Below are 24,704 nucleotides of genomic sequence, written 5' to 3' on the forward strand. Positions count from 1 at the left end.
ATCCTTACTGTTCGGTCCGGGGCGCGGGCTGCTCGCGCAGGCGGCGCAGCACTTCGTTCTTCGGGCCATCCGCAATGATACGTCCACCTTCCATAACGATGAGCCTGTCCACGAGTTCCAACATGCTCAGCCGATGCGTGATCAGAACCAGCGTCTTGCTGCCCATCACCGCTTTGAGGCGGTTTTTGATCATCTGCTCGGACGCATTATCCATGTTGCTGGTCGGCTCGTCGAGGATCAGGATGTCCGGGTCCCGTACCAGCGCACGGGCCAGAGCCACGGCCTGACGCTGGCCGCCGGACAATGCCATGCCCCGCTCGCCGACCTGCGCCCCGAAACCGGCCGGGTTGGAACGGATGAATTCCGTCACCCCCGCCAGCGTGGACGCCCGCAGAATCATCTGGTCGTTGATGGTGGGATCGCCGAGCGCGATGTTATCCCGAATCGTGCCGTAAAAAAGCACCACGTCCTGCGGCAGGAAACCGACCCTGCCCCGAAGATCCGCTTCGGCAAGCTGCCGGATGTCCACGCCGCCGAATTTCACGGCGCCGTCCCTAGGCTGGTACAACCCGATCAGCATCTTGCCGAGCGTGGACTTGCCTGAGCCCATCCGCCCGACGACGCCGACCTTTTCGCCGGGCTTGATGAACATGGAAATATCCGCGAGAGCCAAGCGTTCGGCACCGGGGTAGGCAAATGACAGATCCTCAAACGAGAACGAAGCGCTCAGTTTGCCGAAGTCGACGTATTCGTTGTCGTTCTGCCCTTCGGAGGGAAGCTGCATCAACAGATCCAACGCCTGCAGGGACATGCGGGAATTCTGCAACCGGGTAAGGAGGCTTGCGATCTGCATCAGCGGGGCCATCGCCCGGCCCACCAGAATATTCGAGCCGATGAGCCCGCCCATCGTCATGGCGCCGTCGGCGATCAGGTAGACCCCCCAAATGACCATCCCCACGGACACGGCCTGCGTGACCAGCGTGGAAATGGTAATGGCGAGGTTGTTGTACTTTTTGGCGACACTGCTGGCTTTGGCCGAGACACCGACCACCTGTTCCCAGAGGTGCAGCATCCGGCTTTCGGCCATGCACGCCTTAAGGGTTTCCAGCCCGTTGACCAGTTCGACAAGCAGCGCGTTCTTCTGCATATTCTGCTTATACCCCTGCTCCGCCGTGCGTTTGCCCACCTCCTGCAGCGCGATGCCCGTAATGATGAGCACCGGGATGGCGCATAACGGCAGAATCACCAACGGGCCGCCGATATATCCCAGCAGGAGCAGTGCCACCACAAGGAAAGGCAGATCGATGAACGCCAACAGGGTCGAAGAGCTGAAAAATTCGCGCAGCGACTCGAACTCGCGCAGGTTGTTGACCAGCGCGCCGGTCGATTCGGGTTTGGCGTCCAGCCGCATGGTCAGCACTTTCTGCACCAGACGGCTGGATAGCACGACGTCCGCATTGCGGCCCGCCACATCGACGAAGTAACTGCGCAGGTTGCGCAGCAGGAAATCGAAAAGGTAGGCTATCAGGATGCCTATGGCCAGCACCCAGAGCGTATCCACCGCGTTGTTGGGGATCACGCGGTCGTACACGTTCATCACGAACAGGGGGCTGATGACGCCGATCAGATTGATGACCACGCTGGCAAAGGCCACATGGCGATAGATCGGCATGTAATAGAGCAGGACATCCCAGAACCAGCGCTTCCCCTTGAGAAGCCGGATGCGGTCGGCCCGTTGGTCAAGCCGGGCCTCTCGCGTGGCGAAGATGGCGTATCCGCTGTACTCGTCCGCCAGCATCTGAAGGGGAACGGGCTGCACGCCCTCCCCCGTTTCCGGGAAAATCACCTCCGCCTTTCCGTCATCCATCGCAGTAAGGACGCACGAACGGTCACGGGACAACAGGAGGATGCACGGGAGCACCAGCGTGGAAATGTCCTGAAGGCTCTTCCGATAAACGATCTTCCCCTCAAGCCCCGCACGCTTTGCCGCGTGCAGGCAGGCCCCAGGGGAGACACGTCCCGTTCCGGCCAGCCCCGCCATCAGAAACGCCGTGGAAACGGACTTGCCGCGGAGCCGCAGCAACGTAACCAAGCTATGCACCAGCGGCGGGATAAAATCCACATCCGAAGGCGACAAACCGTCGTTGACCAGCGGGACAGGCTTCTTCTGTTCCGGCATATCGGGCTCTCCCCCTTTCGGGGGCTGCATCACATCAGCCATGCGGATACTCTCAACGCAGGAACCTAGCGCTTTTCCTGCTGATTTCTGGGCGATTCATAAAGCGGATCTTCCTTGATGCCCAGTTCGGGAAGCAACATGCCCGTAAGGGCATACAGCCTGTACGCGCCGACAACCACGTTGCCATTGGCCGTCGTGTACTCCGTGGAGGAGTTGAAAAGCTCGCTTTCCGCGTCAAGCACGTCAAGCAGGCTTCTTTCACCCAGCTTGAACTGCTCAAGGTAGGCGTCGCGCGTCGCCGTGTTGTAGGCGATGGCTTCCTCATAATACTTCTTCTGTTCCTTGGCCGCCAGATACCGAGTCCATGTATTTTCGATTTCCAAGGCCAATTCGTCATGAAAATTATACAGCGTCTCCGTAGACATCCTCGTGCGGGACTCGGCTGCTTCGGTTCCGGCCTTGTCCGCGCCGCTGTTGAACAGGTTCCAACGCATGACAAGCCCGGCGTCCATACCGGAAGTCCACTGGCTGCCGGGGCCGCTGCGGTCGGAGTAGGAAGGGCCGACTTCAAAATTGATTTGGGGATGGTAGGCGGATTCGGCCAGTTCCTTTTCCCCGCGCGCGGCCTTGATGTCGGACATATAGGCCTTCAGCTTCGGGTTGTTCTTATCGGCGACCGCTATCACGGCGTCATAATCGGGATACATGGGGTCCGGGACATGCACTTCCGCCAGCAAAGCGGGCACGGGCTTCCCGGTCAAACGGATGTAGGAAGCCTCCCCTTCCCGGAGCGATGCCTCGGCATCGGTGAGCGTGCTCTGGGCGCGGGCCAAGCGGCCTTTGGTCTGGGTCACGTCGGCGGAGGAACCGGCCCCAAGCTCCACGCGTTCCTTCTGGGAATCAAGGATCTCCACATGCTGCCTCACGTTGTCCTTGGCAAGCTGGAGGATTTCGCGGCGGCGGAGCAGATCCACATGGGCGATGATGGCGTCCAGGGCAAACGACGTAGCGTTGTCGAGGACACGGTAAGTCATGGAGTCGACCGTCGCTTCACCCGTGCGGACGCGGCTGCGCGTGGCGAAACCGTCCCACAGCGGCTGCGTGAGCGTAAGGCTGATGCTGTTGGCCGCGTACATATCCTTATCGGCATTCAAAGGGCGCGTCGTCGTATTGCTCAGCCGGCTGGCGCCGGTACGCCCCACGACATCGACGCTCGGCCCCCATCCAGCCTTGGCCCTGCGGAGCTCATGACGGACGACGTCAAGGTTCTCCTGCATGACCTTCAGGCCGCGGTGGGACTGCAAGGTATCCTCAACGGTTTGCTTTACGGTCACTTCCCCCGTGACCGTTTTCCCCGCTTGGGCCTGAGCGGAGGCCTTTTCCTGAGAAAAAGCCGCTTCCGGCGACCACACGAGCCCCAAGCCCCCAAGAAGCAACAGCATCCTCAAGTGCGAAGACTTCATTCCCTATTCCCCTTTTCATTATGACGGATTTGCTCTACAGCTACCGACGTGCCTTTCAAAGTTCTTTTTACTGATAAGAGTAACCGAATAACGTATACACGATAGAAACATCGATGTACAGCGCGAAATACATTTCGCTCCCTGTCGCGATCTTGCCGAGAGGAACAATGATCTCTCACCCGTTTACGCAGCCTTTAGATCCTCTGCAATGCTTTATTAGAAAATTAAACCGATTAGAAGAAACCTTTTCGGTGTCTCCACTTTCGGAGCTTGAACAGGAAGGGGCCGTACGCCGTATGCGTTTTGCCGTCGACGCAGGCTTGAAGGCAATGAAAGACCACCTCGCAACATCAGGGCACCTTCCCGATGTGCCCACCCCGCCCGCCGTCCTTGCCGCCGCGTGGCGGAGGCGGATCATCTTTAACGGGCACATCTGGATGGACATGCTTTCACGCAGGAGCCAGCTTGCGAGGGACGACTCGCCGGAAACGCTCCGGGCAAGCATGGAAGAGCTGGAATCCCGTTTCCTCCCCGAACTCATCCGCCTTCGGGACTGGCTCATCCAGCATCCTTGTTCCGAGGAAAGAAAGCAATGACAAAAAAAGCGGCCGCGCCCCCTTGACGGGGCCTCCCTTTTTGTGGGAGTCTTTTCCCACGGAGTTACGTTATGATCGTTTCGTTTGCGCACTTTTACTATTATTATTCGGGATACCAACCGCTGGCCCCGGATCGGATGTGCTGTGCGTAAATGAGACGTTCCGCAACACATTGAGCTTTGTTCAGTAAGGACAAGCCACCGACCTCAAAGGGCCGGTGGCTTTTTTTGTACCTTTTTACCGCCGGGAGAAACCGTGATGTTTGCCGCCCTGACCAACCTGCCTATGGATGGCGCCGTGGGAATTGCCCTCGTTTCCATGTTCGTGTCCTTTTCGGTGTCCCTATTTGGGCTTCTCCGCAATGTGAAACCGGCGAAACGCCGGATGGAGCGCAGCCATGACTGAGATCCTGCTCTGGGCCGGTTACTTCGCGGTCTTTGCCTTTCTGGTGCATAAGGGACGCAGCAAGGACGCCGTGCTCAGCGGCTCCGTCGGGTTCGGCGTGCAGGCCTTCGCCTACGTCGCCACCTACATCTCTGCGGTGGCGCTCGTCGGATTCGGCGGGCTCGCCCATGCCTACGGCCTGCAAATGCTGCTCGTGGCCGCGGGCAACGTCTGGTTCGGGACGTGGGCCGTCTACCGTTTCCTTGCGTGGCCCACGCGCAAATGGCAGGAACGCCTCGGCGCGCGTACCCCGGCGCAGCTGCTCGGCCTCGGCCACGGCTCACCCAGCCTGACAAGGGCGATGGCCTTTGTCTTCGCCCTGTTCCTCGGCGTGTACGGCTCGGCCGTCATCAAGGGAGCCGCCCTCCTGCTGGCCGAAATCCTCCCCATGCCCGTCTGGGCGCTCATCTGGCTGGTGGCGATCATCGTGGGGCTCACCGTCTTCATCGGCGGGCTGCGCGGCGTCCTTTACACCGAAGCCATGCAGGGCGTCGTCATGCTCGTGGGCATGCTCATGCTCGTAGGGGCCATCTTCTCCAAGGTCGGAGGCCCGTGGGAAGGCATGCAGGCGCTGGCGGCCCTTCCCCCCAGCGATCTCGCCAACAACGGGTTCGTCTCATTGTCAGGCGGGGAACGGGGGCTGTTCATCCTCTCGCTGGTCGTCGTGACCTCCATCGCGGTATGGGCCCAGCCGCAGATGATACAGCGCCATTTCGCCATCGCCGATCCGCGCCAGCTCAAGAAGACCACGCCGCTCGCCATGTTCATCCTGACGGTGCTCGTGGGCGGGGCCTACTTCGCGGCCGCGCTCTCCCGGCTTATCCTGCCCGAAGCCGCCAGTCCCGACGAGGTCATGCCGCGTCTCGTCCAGATGCTGCTCCCTGAGTTCGCCCTGCATATTTTCGTGCTGGCCATCGTTTCCGCATCGCTGTCGACGGCCACCGGCATCTACCACATCGCGGTGTCCGCCCTGTCCGAAGACCTGCGCGGGAGGCCCAGCAGCCGGCTTTCGTGGTTTACCGGCATCGCCGTCTGCGTGCTCGTCAGCGGCGGGTGCGCCCAAATCAAGGGGCAGCTCGTCGCCCTGCTCTGCACCACCAGTTGGAGCATCGTCGGCGCGATGGCGCTGGTGCCCTACGTCGCCCTCGTGCGCTTCGGACGCCGCAACGCCTTGGCAGCATGGGCCAGCGCCGCGTGCGGGTTCCTCTCCTGCCTTGCATGGTACCTGATTGCCTACGGCCCCACCGCCATCTGGGGGCCGCAGTTCGGCCTCATGGCTGCCGGCATCCCGCCCTTCTTCGTCGGCTTCATCTTCTCATGGATAGGTTGGATCGCGGTTTCCACCCTGTCCGAATCCCCTGCGCTGGAACAGGAAGCCTAACATTCAGGGTGGGCGGCGTGGCCCCCCCGCCGTCCGCCCCAGCGCTTGCGGATGCCACACTTCCCCTTGACTCGGAAGAAAGGCGGGACTTCTGCCACGACGCTTGCAGGCTCCACATCGAAGCGCTATAGCGGAAAAAACACACCTGAAGGATCGCTTTGATGAATCAGCCTGAAATCAATATTCGTATTCTGGATCTGAACGGCACGCGCATGGCCCAAACCGAGCGGACACTGCGCCGCCATCTGAAGCAACATGCTGTCGAGGCCCGCATCACCTGCGTGGGCTGCGGGCTTGAAATCGCGCGGCAAGGGTTCACAAATGCGACGCCCGCCCTGCTTATGAACCAATACACCATTACCGAAGGTAAGGAGATCACGGAAGAGGCCATCGAAACCTTCTGCAAGCAGCTCCTTATCTGGATCGAAAAGACACAAAACGTCGGCAGCCGCTAGCAGCTTTTGAGAGGACCGGCAGAAAGGCATTGGGAAGGGGCAAGCCTTCCGGTGAAGGCTTCCAGATTTTCCAATCTCAAATCCACAGAGGGTGATAGCCCTGCCCTGCAAAAATCCCGTGCGGATCGAGGTCGTTCAGCGTGTCCCGTGAAACCGGCTCCCTGTGAACGCCATAGGTTCAGAGGTGCGACGCCCGCATGGACACAAAAAAAGCGCGGTATGCCCCGCGCTTTTTTTGTGCGTACCGTCCACTTATTTGTAGGCGGCCACCATGATCTGTGTGGTTTCTTCGAGCGACAGCGCATAGGGATCAAGCTCGAACAGCCCGCCCATCGTATGCCGCGCATTGGCCGCGCACTTGGCCATGTCTTCCTTTGTGATGCCGTAGTCGGACATCTTCAGGCCGTCAACGCCGCAGGCCTTCTGCAAGTCCACAAGCGCCTTGACGAACGCCATCGGGCGCTCGACCTCCGGCAGATGCCCCGTCACCACGCCCATGGCCTTGGCCATAGCCGTGAACCGTTCGGGGGCTTTATCGGCAAAGAACGAATAGTACGCCTCGGAAAGCATAATCAGCCCCGCGCCGTGCGGCAGCTTCGGGTAGAAGGCACTCAGGGCGTGCTCCATACCATGTTCAGATGTGCAGCAGGAGGTCGATTCGACCATGCCGGAGAGCGTGCTTGCCAGTGCAACCTGCGTGCGGGCCTCCAGATCCGATCCGTCCTTCACGGCGGCGGGCAGGTATTTGGCGAGGAGTTCAATGCTCTTCAGCGCATAGGCGTCGCTGAGCGGCGTGGCGACGTTCGCGATGTACCCTTCCGTAGCGTGGAACAGCGCATCGAAGCCCTGATAGGCGGTCAGGTGCGCCGGGATGGTCAACATCATTTCCGGGTCCACCACGGAGAGCACGGGGAAGGTTTCCGCGCAGCCAAAACCGATCTTCTCGTTGGTGTCTTCTTTGGTGATGACGGTCCACGGATCGGCTTCCGTACCCGTGCCAGCCGTGGTCGCAACCGCTACGATGGGCAGGGCACCGTTCACCAGCGGCTGCCCCTTGCCGGAACCGCCGGAGACGTAATCCCAATAGTCGCCGGGATTCTTGGCCATGACCGCGATGCTTTTCGCGGAGTCGATGGAGCTGCCGCCGCCAAGACCGATCACAAAGTCACAACCCTGCTCACGGGCCAACGCCGCGCCTTCATGGACATGGCGCAACACCGGGTTGGGCAGGATCTTGTCGAACAGCGCATGTCCGATGCCCTGCTTGCCCAGCATGTCGATGAGCCGATCCAGATAGCCGTTCGCACGCATGGACTTCCCGGCGGTGATGACGATAAGGGCTTTCTTGCCCGGCAGGGGCGTCGTGGCGAGATCGTTGAAACTGCCGGGGCCGAACAGGATCTTGGTGGGAATGGAATAGGTGAATTTCATATGATTCTCCCTGATGATTGGACGGTGCGAAAGCGCACGGTGAACCGACTATAGAGTGCTTCACGAAAGCGCGAAGTCAAGGGGCCGGAGCCTCTTTTTGCAGGACGGAACCGGTTGGGGCAAGGCGGCGTATCGGCCTCCCGGCAATGCCTGTGGAGGGCCGGATACCGCCGCGCCCGCCGTCATTCAACCCATGCGTCCCGCAATATGCTGATTTCATGTGCATAGCCGGGAAGCTCATTGGGCGTTTCCAGATAAAACGGCAAATGCCTCAAGGCAGGATGGTTGATGATCCGCACAATCGCCTCCAGCCCGATGGTCCCTTCGCCGATGCGGGCGTGGCGATCCTTGCGGCTGGCGAAGGGCATCAGGCTGTCGTTCAGGTGAATGGCATACAGCTTGTCCAGCCCGACATGCCGATCAAACTGCTCCAGCACCCCATCAAGATCGTTCACAATATCATATCCCGCCGAATACACGTGGCAGGTGTCGAGGCACACGCCCATCTTGCCGCCCAGCGATACCGAGCGGAGGATATACCCCAGTTCCTCGAAACGGCTCCCGACCTCCGTCCCCTTGCCGGACATGGTTTCCAGCAGGACGCGGGTAGTCTGCTCCGGGCGCAGGATGGCATCCAACAGTTCGACGATGAGCGCCATGCCCGCGTCAATCCCCTGCCCCACGTGGCTACCGGGATGGAAATTATACAGCATATTCGGCAGATACGTGTCCAGCGTCATCACGTCCTCACGCATGGCCTCCCGCGCGAATGCCCGCAGCCCCTCATCAAACGCACATGCGTTCAGCGTATAGGGCGCGTGCCCCAGAACAGGCGCGAATGCGTGCCCCTCCATCAGGCCGCGCAGGGCCTCCGCGTCCTTGGGGTTCGCTTTCTTGGCCTTGCTCCCCCTTGGGTTGCGCGTAAAAAACTGGAACGTATCCGCCTTGATGGAGAGTGCTTCCTCCCCCATGTGGCGATACCCTTTGGAACTGGACAAATGACACCCGATATGCAGCATGGCGAACCTTCCCGAATGGCTATCCCGTATCAGAAACACAAAGCGCCCCGGCGGTCAATCCCACCGGGGCGCTTCGCGATAATGGCCCTGAGTCTCTAAGGCTTAGGCAAGGGCCTGAAGCAGCAACAGAGCAACAATGTTGATGATCTTGATCATCGGGTTAACAGCCGGGCCAGCGGTGTCCTTGTAGGGGTCGCCCACGGTGTCGCCGGTAACGGCGGCCTTGTGAGCGTCAGAACCCTTACCACCGTGATGACCATCTTCAATGAACTTCTTGGCATTGTCCCACGCGCCGCCGCCGGAGGTCATGGAGATGGCGACGAACAGGCCGGTCACAATGGTGCCCATCAGCATGGCGCCGAGGGTCGCAAACGCGGCGCTCTGGCCACCGAAGGCATCGATGATGAAGTACACGACGATCGGGGCGAAGACCGGAAGTACGGAGGGCATGATCATTTCACGGATGGCGGCCTTGGTCAGCATATCCACGGCGGCGCCATAGTTCGGCTTTGCGGTGCCTTCCATGATGCCGGGGATTTCGCGGAACTGGCGGCGCACTTCAACCACGACGGCGGAACCGGCGCGGCCCACGGCCATCATGCCCATGGCACCGAACAGGTACGGCAACAGGCCACCAAGGAACAAACCGACGAGGACATAGGGATCCTGCAGGGAGAAGGCCACGTTCAGGTTGGGGAAGAAGCGACCGAGGTCTTCGGTGTAGCAGGCGAACAGCACCAGAGCGGCGAGCGCGGCGGAACCGATGGCATAGCCCTTGGTCACAGCCTTGGTGGTGTTGCCCACGGCGTCGAGGGCGTCGGTGACTTCACGGACTTCACTGGGCAGGTTGGACATCTCAGCGATGCCGCCAGCGTTGTCAGTCACAGGGCCGTAGGCGTCAAGGGCGACGATCATGCCCGCGAGGGCGAGCATGGTGGTCGCGGCGATGGCGACACCGAACAGGCCGGCGTTGCTGTAGGAGAACAGGATGCCGATGGAAATCACGATGACCGGCAGAGCGGTGGATTCCATGGACACGGCGAGGCCCTGAATGACGTTGGTGCCGTGGCCGGTGGTGGAAGCCTGCGCGATGCTGCGGACGGGACGGAACGAGGTGGCGGTGTAGTATTCGGTGATCCACACCAGCGCGGCGGTGATCACGAGGCCGGTCAGGGAGCACATCAGCAGGTTGCCCACGCCGAAGACCTTGCCCTGAATCTGCATTTCAGGAGCGCCCCAGAACAGCAGGAAGGTCACAACGATGATGAGACCGGCGGAAGCCAGAGCGGCGACGGTCAGACCACGGTACAGGGCCTTCATGATGTTGTTGTCAGAGCCGAGGCGGACGTACTTGGTGCCGAACACGGAGCCGAGGATGCACACACCGCCGATGAGCAGGGGATACATCATCATGAGGTGCTGGAGTTCGCCGGTGAAGTAGATGGCGGCGAGCAGCATGGTGGCGACCACAGTCACGGCGTAGGTTTCAAAAAGGTCGGCGGCCATACCGGCGCAGTCGCCCACGTTGTCGCCCACGTTGTCAGCGATAACGGCGGGGTTGCGCGGGTCGTCTTCGGGAATGCCGGCTTCGACTTTACCCACGAGGTCGGCGCCCACGTCAGCGCCCTTCGTGAAGATACCGCCGCCAAGACGGGCGAAGATGGAGATCAAGGAAGCGCCGAAGCTGAGGGCCACAAGGGCTTCAAGCATGGTCTTCTGTTCCACGCCGAACATGGTCAACAGGCCGTAATAAAGAACCACACCAAGCAGGCCAAGGCCCACAACCAGCAGGCCCGTCACAGCACCGGCCTGAAAAGCCACGTTGAGGGCGGGGGTCATACCCTGACGGGCGGCTTCAGTGGTACGGATGTTGGCACGCACGGAAACATTCATGCCGATGTAGCCAGCGGCGCCGGACAGCACCGCGCCAAGCACGAAACCCAGCGCCACAAGGCCGGACAGGGCCCACGCCAGAAGCACGGCCACAATCACGCCCACGATGGCGATGGTTTTGTACTGACGGTTCAGGTACGCCTGAGCGCCTTCCTGAATAGCGCCAGCAATCTTCTGCATTTCTTCCGTGCCGGTACCGGCAGAGAAGACGCGCTTGGAGGTATCATACGCATAGTAGAGGGCGAACAGCCCGCAAGCCAATACCACGATGAATGAGAACATCTCAGAACCCCGCATATCGCTTTTTAAAAGTGAACATAAGGACGCTCCCCCTCCGCATCGCGCCTTCCGGCGGACGCGACATGCCGGAAAAACACGCAACCGAGCTCCCGACCGGAACCGGGAAGCCCGTACGAGGTACAGCATCTCAAAAACACTGACCGTATCAATGGAATCGGAAAATGTTACTCAAAAATAAAGGTACTGGCAAGCAAAAATCAGGCCGGGTACCGGGGAACCCCCTTCCGCCGGAGCTTTCCAGCCTTCCCCCTTGCACGTCCCTTTAAGCCACCCTTCCCCATCCGAAACGATGCGGCCATTTCCAGAAAAAACGGCTCCCGACAATCATGATCTCCCTCTTGCCGGGACAAACAGCCGCCTCTCCTCGCATAAAAAGGGGCGGGCCGTCAACACCGGCCCGCCCCTTTCCATCAATACAGATGTGAAACACCTATTTCTCAAGCGCCCTTTCCGATACCAGAATCCGCCGCCCCGCCCCGCTGTCGGGCTGCGTGTCCGTCAGCACCAGACGGTACCCGAAGGAAATGGAAAGCGGCTGATGCCGATTCGTCCCCAAATCGAGGCTGACCTCAAGCGGAAGCCCGGCTTCACGGTTCAGCGGTCGGGGAACCAGCACAGTATCCTTCGAGGCCAGAACCCTGCCGTATTCGTCCGAGACGTAGACGCTCAACAGAATCTCGCCGTACCACGAAGCCCAATCAGGGAGCTTGTCGACAACCGGATAGGCCTCGGCGACGATCCCAAGCTCATTCCCCACCGGTATCACCTGATACTGGAAGGCGAGGTAACGCATCTGGATGTTCTGGGACGCCTCATTTTTCCACGGATTGCTCGGAAGATGCCGCACGGACAGCCCCGAACACCCGGCAAGCAACAGGACGCCAAGCAAAGCGAACACGCGAAGATTCATGAAGTTCCCCATATTGCAGGACATGTTCCAACCGTTCCCATCGGGCCGAGGGCCCGCTTTCCCTGAGCCTTCTTTCCTCTCTTACCCAATAGGACGGAGAAAGGTCAATGACAGACCCTACTCATTTTTCTATCCACGCCTTAAGGCGGGCGGCAAGCTCGTCCGGCGGGTAGCTCGGACGGTCGTACATGCCCGCCTGCACGCGCTGGCGCGAGGCTTCCGACAAGATGACGGCCGCGGCGACGGAGACGTTGAAGCTCTGGATCATGCCGTACATCGGGATGTATACCTCGCCGTCCACCAACGGGCTCAGTTCCGCGGGGACGCCGCTGTGCTCGTTGCCCATGATGACCGCCGTAGGCTTCGTGAAATCATAGGCCCCAAGGGGCTTCGACTCCGGCGAGCAGCTCGTGGCGAGGATCTGATGCCCGCCCGCCTTGAGCGCCGCATACAGCTCCTCGGCGCTGCGGTGCCGGACGCTTTCCACCCACTTGCGGGCGGACGCGGAACTTTTCTTGCCAAGCTCCGGGAACGCCGTATCCGTATAATAGAGATGCAGCGCCGCAACCCCAAACGCGTCGGCGCTCCTATAAATAGCCGAAACATTATGCGGATCATGAATATTCGCCAGCACCAGCGTCAGATCCTTCTGACGCCAGCGCAACACACGTTCCAACTTGGCCCGGCGGCGCTCGGTGATTTCTCTGGCCACAAGATTCTCCTTACTCTTCAGGCTGAACGCCTACAATTCATCCCCGCCGCCGTTCATCGACAGGGCGGCGCGCTGCGCTTCCAGTTCCGCAAGCTCGGCTTCCAGCTCGCCGAGCTTCTCCAGCGCCTGCTCGCTTGATTCCTTCAATTGACTGAACTTCTTGAGCAGTTCCGTCGTTTTGTTCCCGTCGGCATACACCTCAGGATCGGCAAGCGCGGCTTCGACATCCGACTGCTCCGTCAGCAACGCCTCAAGCTGCGTTTCCAGCTTGGCATACGCCTCCTGCTTGGGGCGCATCTTCTTATAAAGGGCGTTGCGCTGCTCGGCCTGCTCGCGCTTGAGGCGCTTCAGCTCTTCCCGATCCAGCGCCTTTCCGGGGACGGGGCCCTCAGCCTTCCGCCCGGCGTCCTTCTCACGCTCCTTCCCAACCTTGGACGCCGCCAGCGCCGCACGCCGTGCCGCGTCGTATTCGGCGAACCCTTCCTTATAGACGGTGATCCCGTCCTCGGACATCGCCCACGCCTCGTCGGCCACTTCCGAAAGCAGGTACCGATCGTGGGCCACCATCAACAGCGTCCCGTCAAAGGTGTTCAGCGCCTCGACCAACGCTTCGCGGCTTTCGAGATCCAGATGGTTGGTGGGTTCGTCGAGCACCAGAAAGTTGGCGCGCGCGAGGAACAAAGACGCCAGCACGAGTCGGCTGCGCTCACCGCCGGACAGGCTGCTTACCTGCCGGTCGAAGTAGTTCTGCCCAAGCAGGAACAGCCCGAGGACGCTCATGAGCTCCTCTTCCGTCATCCGAGGATCAGAGAGCCGCCGGATTTCGCCGAGCACCGTGCCCGAACTGTTCAGAAGCTCCGTCTGGTGCTGACTGTAGTAGCCCATCTTGACCAGAGAGCCCATGACCTGCGTCCCGCCCTTGCGCTCCAGACGGCCCGCGAGGATTTTGAGCAGCGTCGACTTGCCGCAGCCGTTGTGCCCCACAAGGGCGATGCGCTGGCCCCGGTAGATCGTGAACGTCAGCGGAGGCCAGAGACTCACGCCGTCAGGGAAGGCAAACGCGAGATCGGCCACGGACAGGATGGTCTTGTCGGCCTTGGGCGGTTCGGGCCACTTGAAGCTGAGCTCCTTGCGCTTGGCTTCCGGGCGGAAGCCTTCCAGCTCCTTCTCAAGCTTCTTCGCCATCTTCTGACGTGATCCGGCTTGACGGGCCTTGGTCGCCTTGGCCCCGAAACGGCGCACGAAATCCATCTTGCGCTCAATTTCGGCGCTCAGGCGCTGGGCCTCACGTTCCCTCTGCTCCTCAAGCTCCTCCTGCAATTCCACGAACTGGCTGAACGTCGCCTTGCGGAAAACAGGTTTCGAGCCGCCGAGGTACAGCACGTGCGTCCCGATCCGGTCCATGAACACGCGGTCGTGGGCCACGAAGAGCAGCGCGCCCTTGTAATCCATGAGAAAATCTTCCAGCCATTCCACCGCCTCGATGTCGAGGTGGTTGGTCGGTTCGTCGAGCAGCAGGACATCGGCCCCGGCGACCAGCACCCGGGCCAGCTTTGCACGCTCACGCCAGCCGCCGGACAACTGCTTGATCGGCAGGTGCCACTTGCTCTCGTCGAATCCCAGACCGGACAGCACGGCCTGCGCCTTGTGTTCAGGATTGTAGCCGTACAGGGCCTCAAGTTCGGCCTGCCGCGCACCGAGGCGCGCAATCGCGGCCTCGTCCTTGGAGGCCACCGCCGCTTCCCATGCGGCCCAGAAGTCATGCCAGTCCGGCAGAACGTCCACCACCCATTCGAGCAGCGGCGTGTCTAGCACGGCCTCGTCCAAATCCTGCTGCACGTACCCCACCCGGCAGCCGCGCGGCATGATAATGCGCCCGGAATCCGGGGCATCGGCGTCCGCCAGCATACGGATGAGCGTCGACTTGCCGCAGCCGTTGGGCCCGCACACGCACAAGCGGACACCGGAGTCGATGTCCAGAGAGAAGTCGGAGAAGATGTCCCGACCGCCAAAGGACTTGGAAAGATTTTGGATTGTTATTTTCATAATGCGATGGAAATGCTATTCATCAATCTGTTCGGAAGCCGTCTCCATGTCATCCAGCCCCAGACGCTCACGGCGGGCGGCTTCCTGCTTGCGTTCACGGGTGCCGAGCGACGCGGTGCGGCATTCATCCCACTTCGCCGAGCGTTCCTGATGGCGGGCGAAAATGAGAAAACCGGTATGGGCCACCATGCGGTCTTCGGGGCGCAGACGATCCGCGATGGGCTTCCAGCGGCGCACGAGGATTTCGCAGACTTCGACGTCGTCGAAGGGCCCCTGCTCCAGCCCGAGGAGGAGCTTGCCGACCTGATCCACGGTGGGCAGGAGGAACGCCAGCGCAGCGCCGGGCGTCACGGCGGCGGGGATGTGCTTCAAATAGTCCCACGGCGTCCGCACATCAAGGAACAGGGCATCCGCGCCGGTCACGTCGCCGAAGCCTTCCGCGATGTCCTGACAGTGCATGGTCACGTTCTGCCCCACCCCAGCCCACTCCAGGTTCCGCCGGGCGAGCTTATGGAATTCCTCCCTAGCCTCGAACGTATGCACCTTTCCGGTCGGGCCGGAGAACCACGACAGGGCCACGGTCAGGCTGCCCGATCCGGTGCCCGCTTCGATGACCGTGCGGTTCGGCCCCACGCCGAGACGCATACAGATATACCCTATATCCTTGGGATAGAGGATCTGCGTCTGGCGTTTGACGCCCTTGACGATATCATTCAGCGTGGGCTTCTGGATGCGGTACGGCACGCCGAGCGTCGTACAGACTTCGGAACCGAACTGCGCTTCGACCACATCGGCCATGCGCAGGATGCCGTCCTGCGTGTGCATGTCCTGATTTTCATCAACGCGGCGCAAGCTCCGCTTCCCCTTGGGGGTAACAATAATAACGAGATCTCCGTATGCGGGCATGAATTTTCCTTGGTTTCTTCGCTAAAAGTAAAGGCAATACTCCAAACGCGCCGAAGCGTACAGAGGGGATAGCCCACAGTCAACCTGAAAGCAATGGCGGACGCCCCTTTCCGCCCGTGAATTCTTCGCCGGGATGCCCCCGCCCGCTCCGGCTCATGCCGCCCGCCCTTCCCAAGCCTTGCAAAATGCGCAAGATCAGGCTTGACCTCTGGGAAGCCTTGCTGTACAGACTGTCGTTGTCATGTTTGCGCCAGTAGCTCAGTTGGATAGAGCAGCAGCCTTCTAAGCTGCGGGCCGTGGGTTCGATTCCTCCCTGGCGCACCAAGTAAAAAAATAAGGAGTTACGCTTAACAGCGTAACTCCTTTTCTTATGCTGTGCTGCCACTATGCTACCAAATAGATTTTTTACCTCAATCAACCGCCCCGTAAAATCCCCAAACCGGAATGTAACGCGACACAAATTTTTGTGTCGTTGTGCGCAAAAATTTGTGTCGCGTTACACTATGCTTTTCGGGACCTCCCGCACAGCGGGTGGTTTTCTTTTTATACAAAAAGGCTTACGATTTTCATCGTAAGCCTTTGAACTTTCTGGTTGCGGGGGCAGGATTTGAACCTACGGCCTTCGGGTTATGAGCCCGACGAGCTACCATGCTGCTCCACCCCGCGTCGTGTGGAAAGAGTCCTACGCTTACCATGCGGGAATGGCAAGCTTTTTTTCGGCCCGTGGCAAAAAAAATCCCGCCCCGCTGCCGTCCGTCCAGCCCGGCCTCCTTCGAGAGCCTTTTCAACCTGCCTTCCTTACAAGGCTTTCCTCCAGATCAGGCGCCTTTCCCGGTTCCGGCGCACGGGACGAGATGGTTCTCTTCAAGCCAGCGGCGCAGCGGCTCCAGCGTTTCGGGCCGGAATGCCGACACCGTGAAGAACGGCCCCCGCAGGCCCATGCGCGCCAGCCCCCGCTCGGCGCGCGGGATGTCCGCGTCGGGATGGTCGGTTTTGCTGATGATCCCGGCGATGAGGAGGTTCGGCACGGTTTGCAGCAGCCCCGGAGGGACATGGGCGGGCTCCGCCGTGGCGGACTGCACATACAGGATGGCCCGCACATCCTCAGCCGCCACAAGGAACGCCGTGCGGCGCTGCGGGTAGGTGATGTACTCGCCGGGCAGGTCTACCATCAGATCTTTATGGAATACGGGCGATTGCGTCTTGATGACCCGCCTTTCGGAACCGGGCTCCAGAAGCGCGGCGCAGAGCGTGCTCTTCCCGGCCTCGGGCGGCCCGGCAAGCAGGCATTTCCAGCGTTTGGGCATGATTTCCTCCGTAGCGGCCTTCTCCCTTCAGCATCGGCGTAAGGCCGCCCACCAGCGGCTCCAGCGGCCTCAGCGCGCCGGGCCCGCAGATAAGCGAGCCACCCCGCTTCCGGATTGGAAACGGCATGGCATCCCCCACCCCGGAAGGCGGGAGGGCACCCAGCGTATCGCTATGCTGGCATCGCCCCGCCCGACCCCACTCCGGAACGGGCGCGGGCCCCCGCACTGCCCGGCCCGGTGCCGCGCTCCCGGCGTCAGTGCCGGGTAACGGGGCAAATGGTGAATTGCAGCAGCCGCTTGAGCATATCGTTAACCTGCGTGAGGGCCTGCTCCACCGCGCCCACGGAACCGTACAGGATCAGCGTGCCGGAAAAGCGGTCGAGGAAGGCCACGTTCACGTCCGCCGAACGCACCGCCATATCCCCGGCGATGATCGCCGTCTCGCCCGGCGTCAGGGTGAGGATGCCGATGGCGTCCACGTCGGGAATCCCGGCCTTTTCGCAGATTTCCGGTGCGGGGTGCGCGATGAGGTGCGCCACCGTCACCTGTTTCCCCGGCACATAGGCGCGCGTCCCGGTATTCGTCTCATTGGGCATGGGCTTCCCCCTTTCCCGTCCCGGCATCCCGGCCCGCTGACGGCGTCATGCGCCCGCGTCCCCGGCCTGACGCCTGTTCAGCCTGATGCCGCTGGCCTTCCAATGCAGCATGTCCCGGACAAGATCCACAATGACGGCTGCTGCTTCCACAGGCGGCGTCCCTTCCCGGTGGATGTTCGAAAGCACCGAGCGGTCGGATTCGAGCGTGTCCGCCGTGGGGCGGTAGACCGCGTAGCAGCTCATGCTTTCCGACTGCCCGAGCCCCGGCCTCTCGCCCACGAGCATGACCACCACGTCGCAGCCCACGGCCTCGCCGATGCGGTCTTCGGCCTTCACCCTGCCGTGCCGCAGGAACAGCGGGGCCCCGGCCCGGATGCCGGCCTGCTTGAGCCCGTTCAGGAGCGGAGGCAGGATTTCCTCATAGTTGGCGAGCAGCGCGTCCGTGCTCAGGCCGTCCGAAAGCACGATCACCACCTGCGGGGCGTCGGCATAGCGGCGCTTCAGCTCCCGCAGCGACTCCTCGGACAGCAGCCGCCCGAGGTCGGGCCGCGTGAGGTAGGTATCCTTGTCCTCCGCCAGCGTGGAAACGCTCCAGAGGCCATGCCCGCTGATCCATTCTTCAGGTACTTCTTTAAAGACCGTCCCCTTCGAGCGGGCATGATCCGCAAGGAAACGCAGGTAGGCCCGCGTCGGGGGCCGCGTCCCCACAGTCCCGGTGGCGATGCGCGCTCCGGTGTGTGAAACGAAATCATCAATGACGTCACGCCGATGGGGTGAAGCGATGAAACACCCCCGGCGGAATTCCGGCCCCGCCAGATCGGGGAGCGTACCGCCCCCGTCCCGGCCTTCGTCCTGAGCCGTGGGCATCCCGGTATGCGCCGCTTCCGGCTTGCCTCCCCGCCCGGCGGACGGGACAACGCCAGTCCCGGTTTCCCCGTGACCGACCGGACGATCCGCCCCGGCCGGAGCGCCTTCCCTCAGCGCGGCGAGCACTTCCGCCGCGATGCGCTGTACATCCTGTTCCCGCATGTCCTTTCCTTACGAATGGGCGACGCCGCGCCTTAAAAGAGGAATGAGGCGTCCCCGGCCCGCGCCGTGAGCATACCGTTTTCCATGATGCCGTGCCGCTCCAGCCATTGCTCGAACTCCGGCGCGGGCCGCAGGTTGAGCAGCTGGCGGGCCGTGGCGATGTCGTGGAACGAATTCGTCTGATAGTTCAGCATGATGTCATCCCCCATCGGCAGGGAGATGATGAAATTGACCCCGGCGACGGCCAGCAGGAGCATCAGGTTCTCGTTGGAATTCTGGTCGGTGTCGGCGTGGTTCGTGTAGCAGCAGTCGCAGCCCATCGGCAGGCCGTGCAGCTTGCCCATGAAGTGATCCTCAAGGGCGGCGCGGATGATCTGCTGATGGTTATACAGATATTCCGGGCCGATGAAGCCGACCACCGTGTTGACCATGAACGGCTGGTAGCGGCGGGCCAGCCCGTAACAGCGGGCCTCCATCGTCACCTGATCGCAGCCGTAATGCGCATCCGCCGACAGCGCGGAACCCTGCCCCGTCTCGAAGTACATGACGTTGGGCCCGGCGGCCTGGCAGTAATGCCCGGCGAGGTCATACGCCTCGTCAAGCAGCCCCACGCTCACGCCGAACTCGCCGAGCCCCTTCTCGCTCCCGGAGATGCTCTGGAAAATCATGCTCGCGTTGGCCCCCTGCCGGATGGCCTCCATCTGGGTGGTCACGTGCGCGAGTACGCAGTTTTGTGCGGGTATCCGATGCCGCTCGATGACCTCCCACAGGGCGTTGAGCATGGCCTTGGTGTTTTCCACGGTATCCGTCACCGGGTTGATGCCGATGACCGCATCGCCCGCGCCGTAGGACAGCCCCTCATAAACCTGTGCCACAATAGAGGAAACGTCATCCCGCGTGTCGTTGGGCTGGAGGCGCGAGGAGAACCGCCCCGGCAGGCCCACGGTGTTGTTGGAGCGCACCACCACGGGCATCTTCTTCGCTGCGCAGATGAGGTCGGCGTTGGACATGATCTTGGACACGGCGGCGGCCATTTCGGAGGTGAGGCCCTTGCGGACGCGCTCGATGTCCGCGGCGGACGTGCGCCCGTCCAGCAGGAATTCCCGGAACTCCGCGACGGTCCAGTTCCTGATGCTCCCGTAAACCGGCGTGTGCACGGCGTCCTGAATGACCCGGGTGATGGCGTCGTCCTCGTAGGGGACCACGGGGTTTTCGCGCAGGTCGCCGAGGGTCAGCTCGCTGAGCACCTGCTTGGCGGCGACCCGTTCCCGCATGGACGAGGCGGCGACGCCCGCCAGCACGTCTCCGGAGCGCAACTCCCCGGCCTTGTTCAGGACTTCCTTGATCGAACCGAATGCATACGTTGTCCCGAAGAGGACGGTCTTCAGCTTCACGGCTGCTCCACGAAAAAAAGCGTTGTCCGGGGGCGGCACGCCGGGAATGGCGGCGACCCGGAAGGGGATGGACGGGCCTCCCGCCGCGCGCCGTCGGATGCGGCGGCCTTCGGGAAGCGGACATATGCGGAGGCAAGCGGCCCCAGCCGGGCTGGGCGGAACCCCCAAGGGGCCGCCCCTGCCCGAAGGTTCCCTTGCAGGGCGGGCCACTCTCCACCCCGCAAGGCTGCCGGGCCTGCGCCACACGGGAACAGGCTCCGGGCATATTCCCAAAATTCAAAGCCTATCGGACGCCCCGACGGGGAAGGGGTTCCAGTCCCAGCCGCCACGCGGGGGACGGCTCAAAGAGCCGCCGGGACGCCCTCAGCGCGAATACAGCCACCGTCCCACGCGGGGAACGGCTGCAAACCCACCTTCCCCGCCTTCTCGGGCAAGCCCGCCGCCCACGCAGGGGACGGGCAGCCCGCTGGTTCCCATTGGAGGGGGACCGCCGTCCGCACAGAAACGGGGCCGGGAGCGCCGGAGGCATCCGCTGGAATCAGGCCCCGCCGCCCGTGCGGGGAGCGGCTCAGAGATCGGTGTGCGGCTCCCGCGCTTTGCCGGTTTCCGCCGTCCGAGCGGGAAGCTTCCTCTGGCCGAAGAAAGCCGCCTGTCCCGCAGGCGGCCCCGCCGTCCGCGCGGGGAGCGGCACCCCGCGCGGCTTCCCGGAAAGGGAACGGCGGCTACTTGTAGGACTGCATCAGGATTTCGACCACGTCCGCTTCCGTGACGGTGTAGCGGTCGCACTCGAACCCGACTTCGGCGGCGGCGATATGGGCCACCTTGGGCAGGTCGTCCTTGTTGATGTTGAAGTCGGACATGGCGAGCTTGTCCATGCCGGTCCGCTCCATGAGCTTGGCAAGGGCGGTCACGAAGGCGTAGCCGGGCTTGGCGGGGTCGGCCTTTTCGCCCATGATTTCGCCGATGGCATCGAATTCCGTGGGCAGCAGGGAGCAGACCTTCTTGTAGTAGGCGTCGGCGATGAGCAGCAGGGACGCGCCGTGCGGCACGTTGGGGAAGAACCCGCCGAGGGCCTGCGCGATGATGTGGTGGGAGGTGGTGCACACGAGGGACTGCGTGAACCCGCACAGGATATTCGCGGCGTAGGAGATGTTGCTGCGGGATTCGAGGTTCGAGCCGTCCTCGGAGACGATGGGCAGGTGCTTGGCGACCTTTTCGATGGCGTCGACGGCGAAAAGCTCGGTGAGGCGGTTCTCGTTGCCGTTGTTCACGTAGCATTCGGAAGCGTGGAACAGCGCGTCGAAGCCTTGGAACAGGGTCAGCTTGTGCGGCAGGGTGAGCATCAGCTCTGGGTCGATGATGGAAATGGCGGGGAAGATCTCGTCGAGCGTGAAGTCGAGCTTTTCGTTGGTTTCCTCATTGGTCACAACGGCATAGGGGTCGGCTTCGGTGCCCGTCCCGGCGGTGGTGGAGATCGCCACCACGGGGAACGCGCCGGAGACCGGCTTGCGCCCGCCGCTTCCGGCGGAGGCGTAATCCCACAGGTCGCCGGGGTTGGCCATCATGATGGAGGCGGCCTTGGCGGTGTCGATGCTGCTGCCGCCGCCGAGCCCGATCACGAAGTCGCAGCCGCTTTCCTTGGCGAGCGCGGCGGCCGCCATGACGCCGGTGCGGGTCGGGTTGGGGGTGACTTTGTCGAACACGGCCACGGACACACCGTTCTGTCCGAGCAGTTCGATCACGCGCTGCTGGATGCCGAGCTTTTCCATAAGCTTGTCTTCGGTGACGCACAGGAGGGCCTTCTTGCCGGGCAGGGAAAGGGTGGCGAGTTCCTTCAGACGGCCCGCGCCGAAGACGATCCGGGTGGGGATGAAATAGTCGATGCGCTTCATCATGGCTTTGTGCTCCGTATAAGGTTTGGCGTTTTCAGAGGCGTAGCGCCTTGTTCTCATGCCCTTTCAGTGAGCAATAACGGTGCCAAACTCCTATCCGTTCAAATTGCTTATCTCTTTTCACAAAGCCCTGTTTGTCCGCTCAAAGCATCTGTAGCGGAGCACGCGGAACCTGTAGCGCAACGCTACACTTTTCACAAAGAACGGCCAAACTGTAGCGTTCTCGGACAAAGAGATGCGGAGGAAAGAGGGGAGAAACGTTTCTGAAGAAAGGGGGGAGCGCCCCACGCTTCTCCCCCCTTCCCCAGTCTTCTCTCCCCATCCGCCCATTCATTCAATAATCCCAAACTTTCGCAGCCTTCTGTACAGCGTGCTGCGGGCCACGCCGAGCTGCTCCGCCGCCTTGCTCAGGTTGCCGTTGCAGGCGTCCAGCGTGCTGCGGATAAGCTCGTAATACACCGTGTCCACGCTTCCGGACGCGACAACCTCGTTCCGGGCGGGCGCATCGCCCGGCGCACCTTCCCGTGCCCCGGCATCGAAGCCCTCGCCAAGCCCGCCGCCCTCCTCGCCGGGCTGCGCCCCGTGCGCCGCCTCAAGGATGCGCGGGGGCAGGTGGGCCTTGGTGATGGCCGCGCCGCCGGAAAGCAACCACGCGCGCTCACAGACGTTTTCCAGCTCGCGGATATTGCCGGGCCACGCATAGTCCTGCATGGCCTTGAGCGCCGGGCCGGAAATCTCCGGCGCGCTCTGCCCGCTGGCCTGACTGAGCCGGTCGAGGAAGATGCCCGCGAGATAGCCGATGTCGGCTTTCCGTTCGCGCAGCGGCGGGATGGCGATCTCAATGACGTTCAGCCGGAAATACAGGTCGCCCCGGAACGTCCCCTGCGCCACGGCGTCCTTGAGATCCTCGTTGGTCGCGGCGATGATGCGCACGTCCACGGGCGTCGGCTTGGTGTCACCGATGCGCACGATCTCCATCTGCTGCAACGCGCGCAGCAGCTTGGCCTGCATTTCGAGGGGCAGGCTGTTGACCTCGTCGAGGAACAGCGTGCCGCCCTTGGCAAGCTCCATCTTCCCGATCATGCCGCCTTTTCTGGCCCCGGTGAACGCCCCGCCCACATAGCCGAACAGTTCGGACTCGATGAGGTCGCGCGGGATCGCCGCGCAGGAAACCGCCACGAACGGCCCCTTGCACACCGAGCTGCTGTTGTGGATGGCCTGCGCGAAAAGCTCCTTGCCCGTGCCGCTCTCCCCGGTCAGCAGCACGCGCGAGGCCGTGCGCGCCGTGCGCCGGGCAAGGTCGATCTGCGCCTTGAGTTCCGGGCTTTTCCCCCTGATGGCGTCAAAGGAATATTTAGCGTAATTGCCCCCCGCATGGTTGGCAATATTGATGATCTGGCTCTTCATGCTGATGGAGAGGGTCATGCCGAAGTCGCCGTTGCTGAGCTGGATCGGCTCGAAGCGGCAGAAGTGCGTCCGCTCGCCCTCGTGCGTCAGGATGGTCACGTCCCCCGTCTCCGGCACCCCCCGCCGCATGAACTGCCGGACGCGCGGCAACTCGGACTTCAGGAACAGATCGTCAATGTTCTTGCCCACAAGGACGCTGTTCTTGGGGAGCAGATAGTTGGCGGCCTTGTTGTTCGCGTGGGTGATGGAGCCGTTCCCGTCGATGGCCACGACCGCTTCAGGGAGTGAATTGAGCACGCGCTGGAGCATGGCGTTGAGGCGTTTTTCCGTGTCGATGAGCGCGCTCTCCCGCAGCCGGATGCTGATGCAGTTGGCGCAGGAGGTCGCGAGCGTCAACGTGTGGATGTCCTTACAGGAAATATGGCTTGAAATGGTGAGCGAGGCGATGGGGATGTCGTTGTCGTTGAAGATGGGGGCCGAGGCGCATTTCCACTCGTGGAACCAGCAATTGTAATGTTCATAGCCGGTTATCTGGATGGGTGCGCGCTCCACGATGCTCATGGACAGCGCCGAAGCCCCAATGGTCTTGATGCTCCTCTGCGCGCCGGGGATGTTGTATTGGCTCCGCGCCTGCACAAGCAGGTCGTCGTCGCCCACGGCGGCCAGCAGGTGCCCCGAAGCCACCGCGAGGATGGCGATGTACCCGGTGTCGCGGATCGAGACTTCCAGCATGTCGAGGATGGGCTTGGCCGAGTCGATGAGCGTCTGGTGCTGGCGGCACAGGCTCGCCAGTTCCCGCTTGTTCAGGACCGGCGGCACCTGCGGGTTCAGCGGGTCCATGCCCGCCTCGCGGCTCAGTTTCCAACTGCGCAGGATGTGCGGCGGGATGTCCTTCTCCCTGATGGGCTTGTTGGCGATGAACTGTTTCCACGCCTCATGGACGGCGGATTGGTAGCTCTTTTCAAGGAGATTGCGTTTTTCATAGGTATCCATGCGGGGCCTCCGGAAGTCCGGGCGAAAAGGGGAAAACGGGGCGGCGCCCCGTAGACGCGGACGACGCCGACGGCTGAAGCATTCAACGCCGTATTGGACAGCGGCGTCCCAAAGGCGGGTCAGCGGGCGATGATCGCCCTGCGGGGCTTCTGCCCCGTGCAGCGTCCCACGGACGGGGCGGCGCAACAAAGACGCCCCGCGGAACAAACTCAAAGAAACGGCGTCCCAAGGGCGGGGGCGGCGGAGCGTAACGGACGCTCCAAGTGTAGCGCGCTGATGTCCACCTGTCGTGTATCGCTACACTTGAACGCCCTTTTAGAAAAAAGTGGAGCGAAACGCAACACTCAAATC

19 protein-coding genes and 2 tRNA genes are annotated in these 24,704 nt (G+C 62.0%); 5 read left to right on the plus strand and 16 right to left on the minus strand.

Translation table 11 applies throughout. The features are described from left to right. Window positions 1-4: 4 nt before the first annotated feature. Both AC6I1V_RS02970 and AC6I1V_RS02975 read right to left on the minus strand, forming a co-directional pair. Window positions 5-2,221 carry a type I secretion system permease/ATPase gene (locus AC6I1V_RS02970; RefSeq protein ID WP_302551986.1) on the minus strand — a complete coding sequence of 739 codons (2,217 nt, stop codon included), beginning with the start codon at window positions 2,219-2,221 and terminating at the stop codon, window positions 5-7. 23 nt (window positions 2,222-2,244) lie between these two features. Further along, window positions 2,245-3,642: a TolC family outer membrane protein gene (locus AC6I1V_RS02975; protein WP_308771380.1), complete on the minus strand. Its 1,398-nt coding sequence runs from the start codon at window positions 3,640-3,642 to the stop codon at window positions 2,245-2,247. A gap of 167 nt (window positions 3,643-3,809) precedes the next feature. Between AC6I1V_RS02975 and AC6I1V_RS02980 the strand changes: the two genes are divergently transcribed. The 4 genes from AC6I1V_RS02980 to AC6I1V_RS02995 all read left to right on the plus strand — a co-directional run bounded on the left by AC6I1V_RS02980 (window position 3,810) and on the right by AC6I1V_RS02995 (window position 6,518). Then, complete coding sequence (locus tag AC6I1V_RS02980; protein WP_486853810.1) at window positions 3,810-4,238, plus strand: nucleotidyltransferase substrate binding protein; 429 nt, start codon at window positions 3,810-3,812, stop codon at window positions 4,236-4,238. 255 nt (window positions 4,239-4,493) lie between these two features. Then, complete coding sequence (locus tag AC6I1V_RS02985) at window positions 4,494-4,643, plus strand: hypothetical protein (protein WP_302552007.1); 150 nt, start codon at window positions 4,494-4,496, stop codon at window positions 4,641-4,643. Next, the gene (locus AC6I1V_RS02990) at window positions 4,636-6,063 is read left to right on the plus strand and encodes a sodium:solute symporter family protein (RefSeq protein ID WP_486853809.1); all 1,428 of its coding nucleotides are present in this window, start codon (window positions 4,636-4,638) and stop codon (window positions 6,061-6,063) included. The genes AC6I1V_RS02985 and AC6I1V_RS02990 overlap by 8 nt, the downstream gene beginning before the upstream one ends. A 161-nt stretch (window positions 6,064-6,224) precedes the next feature. Further along, a complete protein-coding gene (locus AC6I1V_RS02995; RefSeq protein ID WP_302551990.1) occupies window positions 6,225-6,518 on the plus strand; it encodes a hypothetical protein in 294 nt (97 codons plus the stop codon). Window positions 6,519-6,770: 252 nt separating this feature from the next. On the opposite strand, the gene AC6I1V_RS03000 is transcribed toward AC6I1V_RS02995, so the two are convergent. The 7 genes from AC6I1V_RS03000 to AC6I1V_RS03030 form a co-directional block, all read right to left on the minus strand. Further along, entirely contained in the window at window positions 6,771-7,949 is a 1,179-nt protein-coding gene (locus AC6I1V_RS03000; RefSeq protein WP_486853808.1) for an iron-containing alcohol dehydrogenase, read from the minus strand. 182 nt (window positions 7,950-8,131) lie between these two features. After that, window positions 8,132-8,968 carry a deoxyribonuclease IV gene (locus AC6I1V_RS03005; protein WP_486853807.1) on the minus strand — a complete coding sequence of 279 codons (837 nt, stop codon included), beginning with the start codon at window positions 8,966-8,968 and terminating at the stop codon, window positions 8,132-8,134. A gap of 102 nt (window positions 8,969-9,070) precedes the next feature. After that, window positions 9,071-11,143 carry a sodium-translocating pyrophosphatase gene (locus AC6I1V_RS03010; protein ID WP_479858304.1) on the minus strand — a complete coding sequence of 691 codons (2,073 nt, stop codon included), beginning with the start codon at window positions 11,141-11,143 and terminating at the stop codon, window positions 9,071-9,073. 448 nt (window positions 11,144-11,591) lie between these two features. Beyond that, the gene (locus AC6I1V_RS03015; RefSeq protein ID WP_302551994.1) at window positions 11,592-12,071 is read right to left on the minus strand and encodes a hypothetical protein; all 480 of its coding nucleotides are present in this window, start codon (window positions 12,069-12,071) and stop codon (window positions 11,592-11,594) included. 121 nt (window positions 12,072-12,192) lie between these two features. Continuing rightward, the gene (locus tag AC6I1V_RS03020; RefSeq protein ID WP_302551995.1) at window positions 12,193-12,783 is read right to left on the minus strand and encodes a TrmH family RNA methyltransferase; all 591 of its coding nucleotides are present in this window, start codon (window positions 12,781-12,783) and stop codon (window positions 12,193-12,195) included. A gap of 30 nt (window positions 12,784-12,813) precedes the next feature. Then, a complete protein-coding gene (locus tag AC6I1V_RS03025; RefSeq protein WP_486853806.1) occupies window positions 12,814-14,829 on the minus strand; it encodes an ABC-F family ATP-binding cassette domain-containing protein in 2,016 nt (671 codons plus the stop codon). A gap of 15 nt (window positions 14,830-14,844) precedes the next feature. Next, entirely contained in the window at window positions 14,845-15,735 is an 891-nt protein-coding gene (locus AC6I1V_RS03030) for a tRNA (adenine-N1)-methyltransferase (RefSeq protein ID WP_479858302.1), read from the minus strand. Between the two features lie 247 nt (window positions 15,736-15,982). Between AC6I1V_RS03030 and AC6I1V_RS03035 the strand changes: the two genes are divergently transcribed. After that, window positions 15,983-16,059 (plus strand) — tRNA-Arg (locus tag AC6I1V_RS03035). 265 nt (window positions 16,060-16,324) lie between these two features. Here AC6I1V_RS03035 and AC6I1V_RS03040 read toward each other — a convergent pair. The 7 genes from AC6I1V_RS03040 to AC6I1V_RS03070 form a co-directional block, all read right to left on the minus strand. After that, window positions 16,325-16,401, minus strand: a tRNA-Met gene (locus tag AC6I1V_RS03040). 152 nt (window positions 16,402-16,553) lie between these two features. Further along, window positions 16,554-17,042 (minus strand): EutP/PduV family microcompartment system protein, encoded by a 489-nt coding sequence (locus tag AC6I1V_RS03045; protein ID WP_302980195.1) that lies wholly within the window; start codon window positions 17,040-17,042, stop codon window positions 16,554-16,556. Window positions 17,043-17,296: 254 nt separating this feature from the next. After that, window positions 17,297-17,638, minus strand: coding sequence for an ethanolamine utilization microcompartment protein EutS (gene eutS, locus AC6I1V_RS03050; RefSeq protein ID WP_009380668.1), 342 nt, complete (start codon window positions 17,636-17,638; stop codon window positions 17,297-17,299). A gap of 45 nt (window positions 17,639-17,683) precedes the next feature. Further along, the gene (gene eutC, locus AC6I1V_RS03055; protein WP_483990874.1) at window positions 17,684-18,667 is read right to left on the minus strand and encodes an ethanolamine ammonia-lyase subunit EutC; all 984 of its coding nucleotides are present in this window, start codon (window positions 18,665-18,667) and stop codon (window positions 17,684-17,686) included. A gap of 32 nt (window positions 18,668-18,699) precedes the next feature. Continuing rightward, window positions 18,700-20,307 carry an ethanolamine ammonia-lyase subunit EutB gene (locus AC6I1V_RS03060; protein ID WP_486854620.1) on the minus strand — a complete coding sequence of 536 codons (1,608 nt, stop codon included), beginning with the start codon at window positions 20,305-20,307 and terminating at the stop codon, window positions 18,700-18,702. 476 nt (window positions 20,308-20,783) lie between these two features. Next, window positions 20,784-22,013 carry an iron-containing alcohol dehydrogenase gene (locus AC6I1V_RS03065; protein WP_005027546.1) on the minus strand — a complete coding sequence of 410 codons (1,230 nt, stop codon included), beginning with the start codon at window positions 22,011-22,013 and terminating at the stop codon, window positions 20,784-20,786. A gap of 270 nt (window positions 22,014-22,283) precedes the next feature. Beyond that, window positions 22,284-24,353 (minus strand): sigma-54-dependent Fis family transcriptional regulator, encoded by a 2,070-nt coding sequence (locus AC6I1V_RS03070; RefSeq protein ID WP_486854619.1) that lies wholly within the window; start codon window positions 24,351-24,353, stop codon window positions 22,284-22,286. Window positions 24,354-24,704 lie beyond the last annotated feature (351 nt).

This window comes from Bilophila sp. T19-St14 (genome assembly GCF_059728385.1).

Coding starts and splice junctions, on each gene's coding strand:
- AC6I1V_RS03070 (WP_486854619.1), bottom strand. CDS start 24,353: ATGGATACCTATGAAAAACGCAATCTCCTTGAAAAGAGCTACCAATCC.
- AC6I1V_RS02980 (WP_486853810.1), top strand. CDS start 3,810: ATGATCTCTCACCCGTTTACGCAGCCTTTAGATCCTCTGCAATGCTTT.
- AC6I1V_RS03005 (WP_486853807.1), bottom strand. CDS start 8,968: ATGCTGCATATCGGGTGTCATTTGTCCAGTTCCAAAGGGTATCGCCAC.
- AC6I1V_RS03010 (WP_479858304.1), bottom strand. CDS start 11,143: ATGTTCTCATTCATCGTGGTATTGGCTTGCGGGCTGTTCGCCCTCTAC.
- AC6I1V_RS03000 (WP_486853808.1), bottom strand. CDS start 7,949: ATGAAATTCACCTATTCCATTCCCACCAAGATCCTGTTCGGCCCCGGC.
- AC6I1V_RS03030 (WP_479858302.1), bottom strand. CDS start 15,735: ATGCCCGCATACGGAGATCTCGTTATTATTGTTACCCCCAAGGGGAAG.
- AC6I1V_RS03065 (WP_005027546.1), bottom strand. CDS start 22,013: ATGAGAACAAGGCGCTACGCCTCTGAAAACGCCAAACCTTATACGGAG.
- AC6I1V_RS03025 (WP_486853806.1), bottom strand. CDS start 14,829: ATGAAAATAACAATCCAAAATCTTTCCAAGTCCTTTGGCGGTCGGGAC.
- eutC (WP_483990874.1), bottom strand. CDS start 18,667: ATGCGGGAACAGGATGTACAGCGCATCGCGGCGGAAGTGCTCGCCGCG.
- AC6I1V_RS03015 (WP_302551994.1), bottom strand. CDS start 12,071: ATGAATCTTCGCGTGTTCGCTTTGCTTGGCGTCCTGTTGCTTGCCGGG.
- eutS (WP_009380668.1), bottom strand. CDS start 17,638: ATGCCCAATGAGACGAATACCGGGACGCGCGCCTATGTGCCGGGGAAA.
- AC6I1V_RS03045 (WP_302980195.1), bottom strand. CDS start 17,042: ATGCCCAAACGCTGGAAATGCCTGCTTGCCGGGCCGCCCGAGGCCGGG.
- AC6I1V_RS02970 (WP_302551986.1), bottom strand. CDS start 2,221: ATGGCTGATGTGATGCAGCCCCCGAAAGGGGGAGAGCCCGATATGCCG.
- AC6I1V_RS02995 (WP_302551990.1), top strand. CDS start 6,225: ATGAATCAGCCTGAAATCAATATTCGTATTCTGGATCTGAACGGCACG.
- AC6I1V_RS02975 (WP_308771380.1), bottom strand. CDS start 3,642: ATGAAGTCTTCGCACTTGAGGATGCTGTTGCTTCTTGGGGGCTTGGGG.
- AC6I1V_RS02990 (WP_486853809.1), top strand. CDS start 4,636: ATGACTGAGATCCTGCTCTGGGCCGGTTACTTCGCGGTCTTTGCCTTT.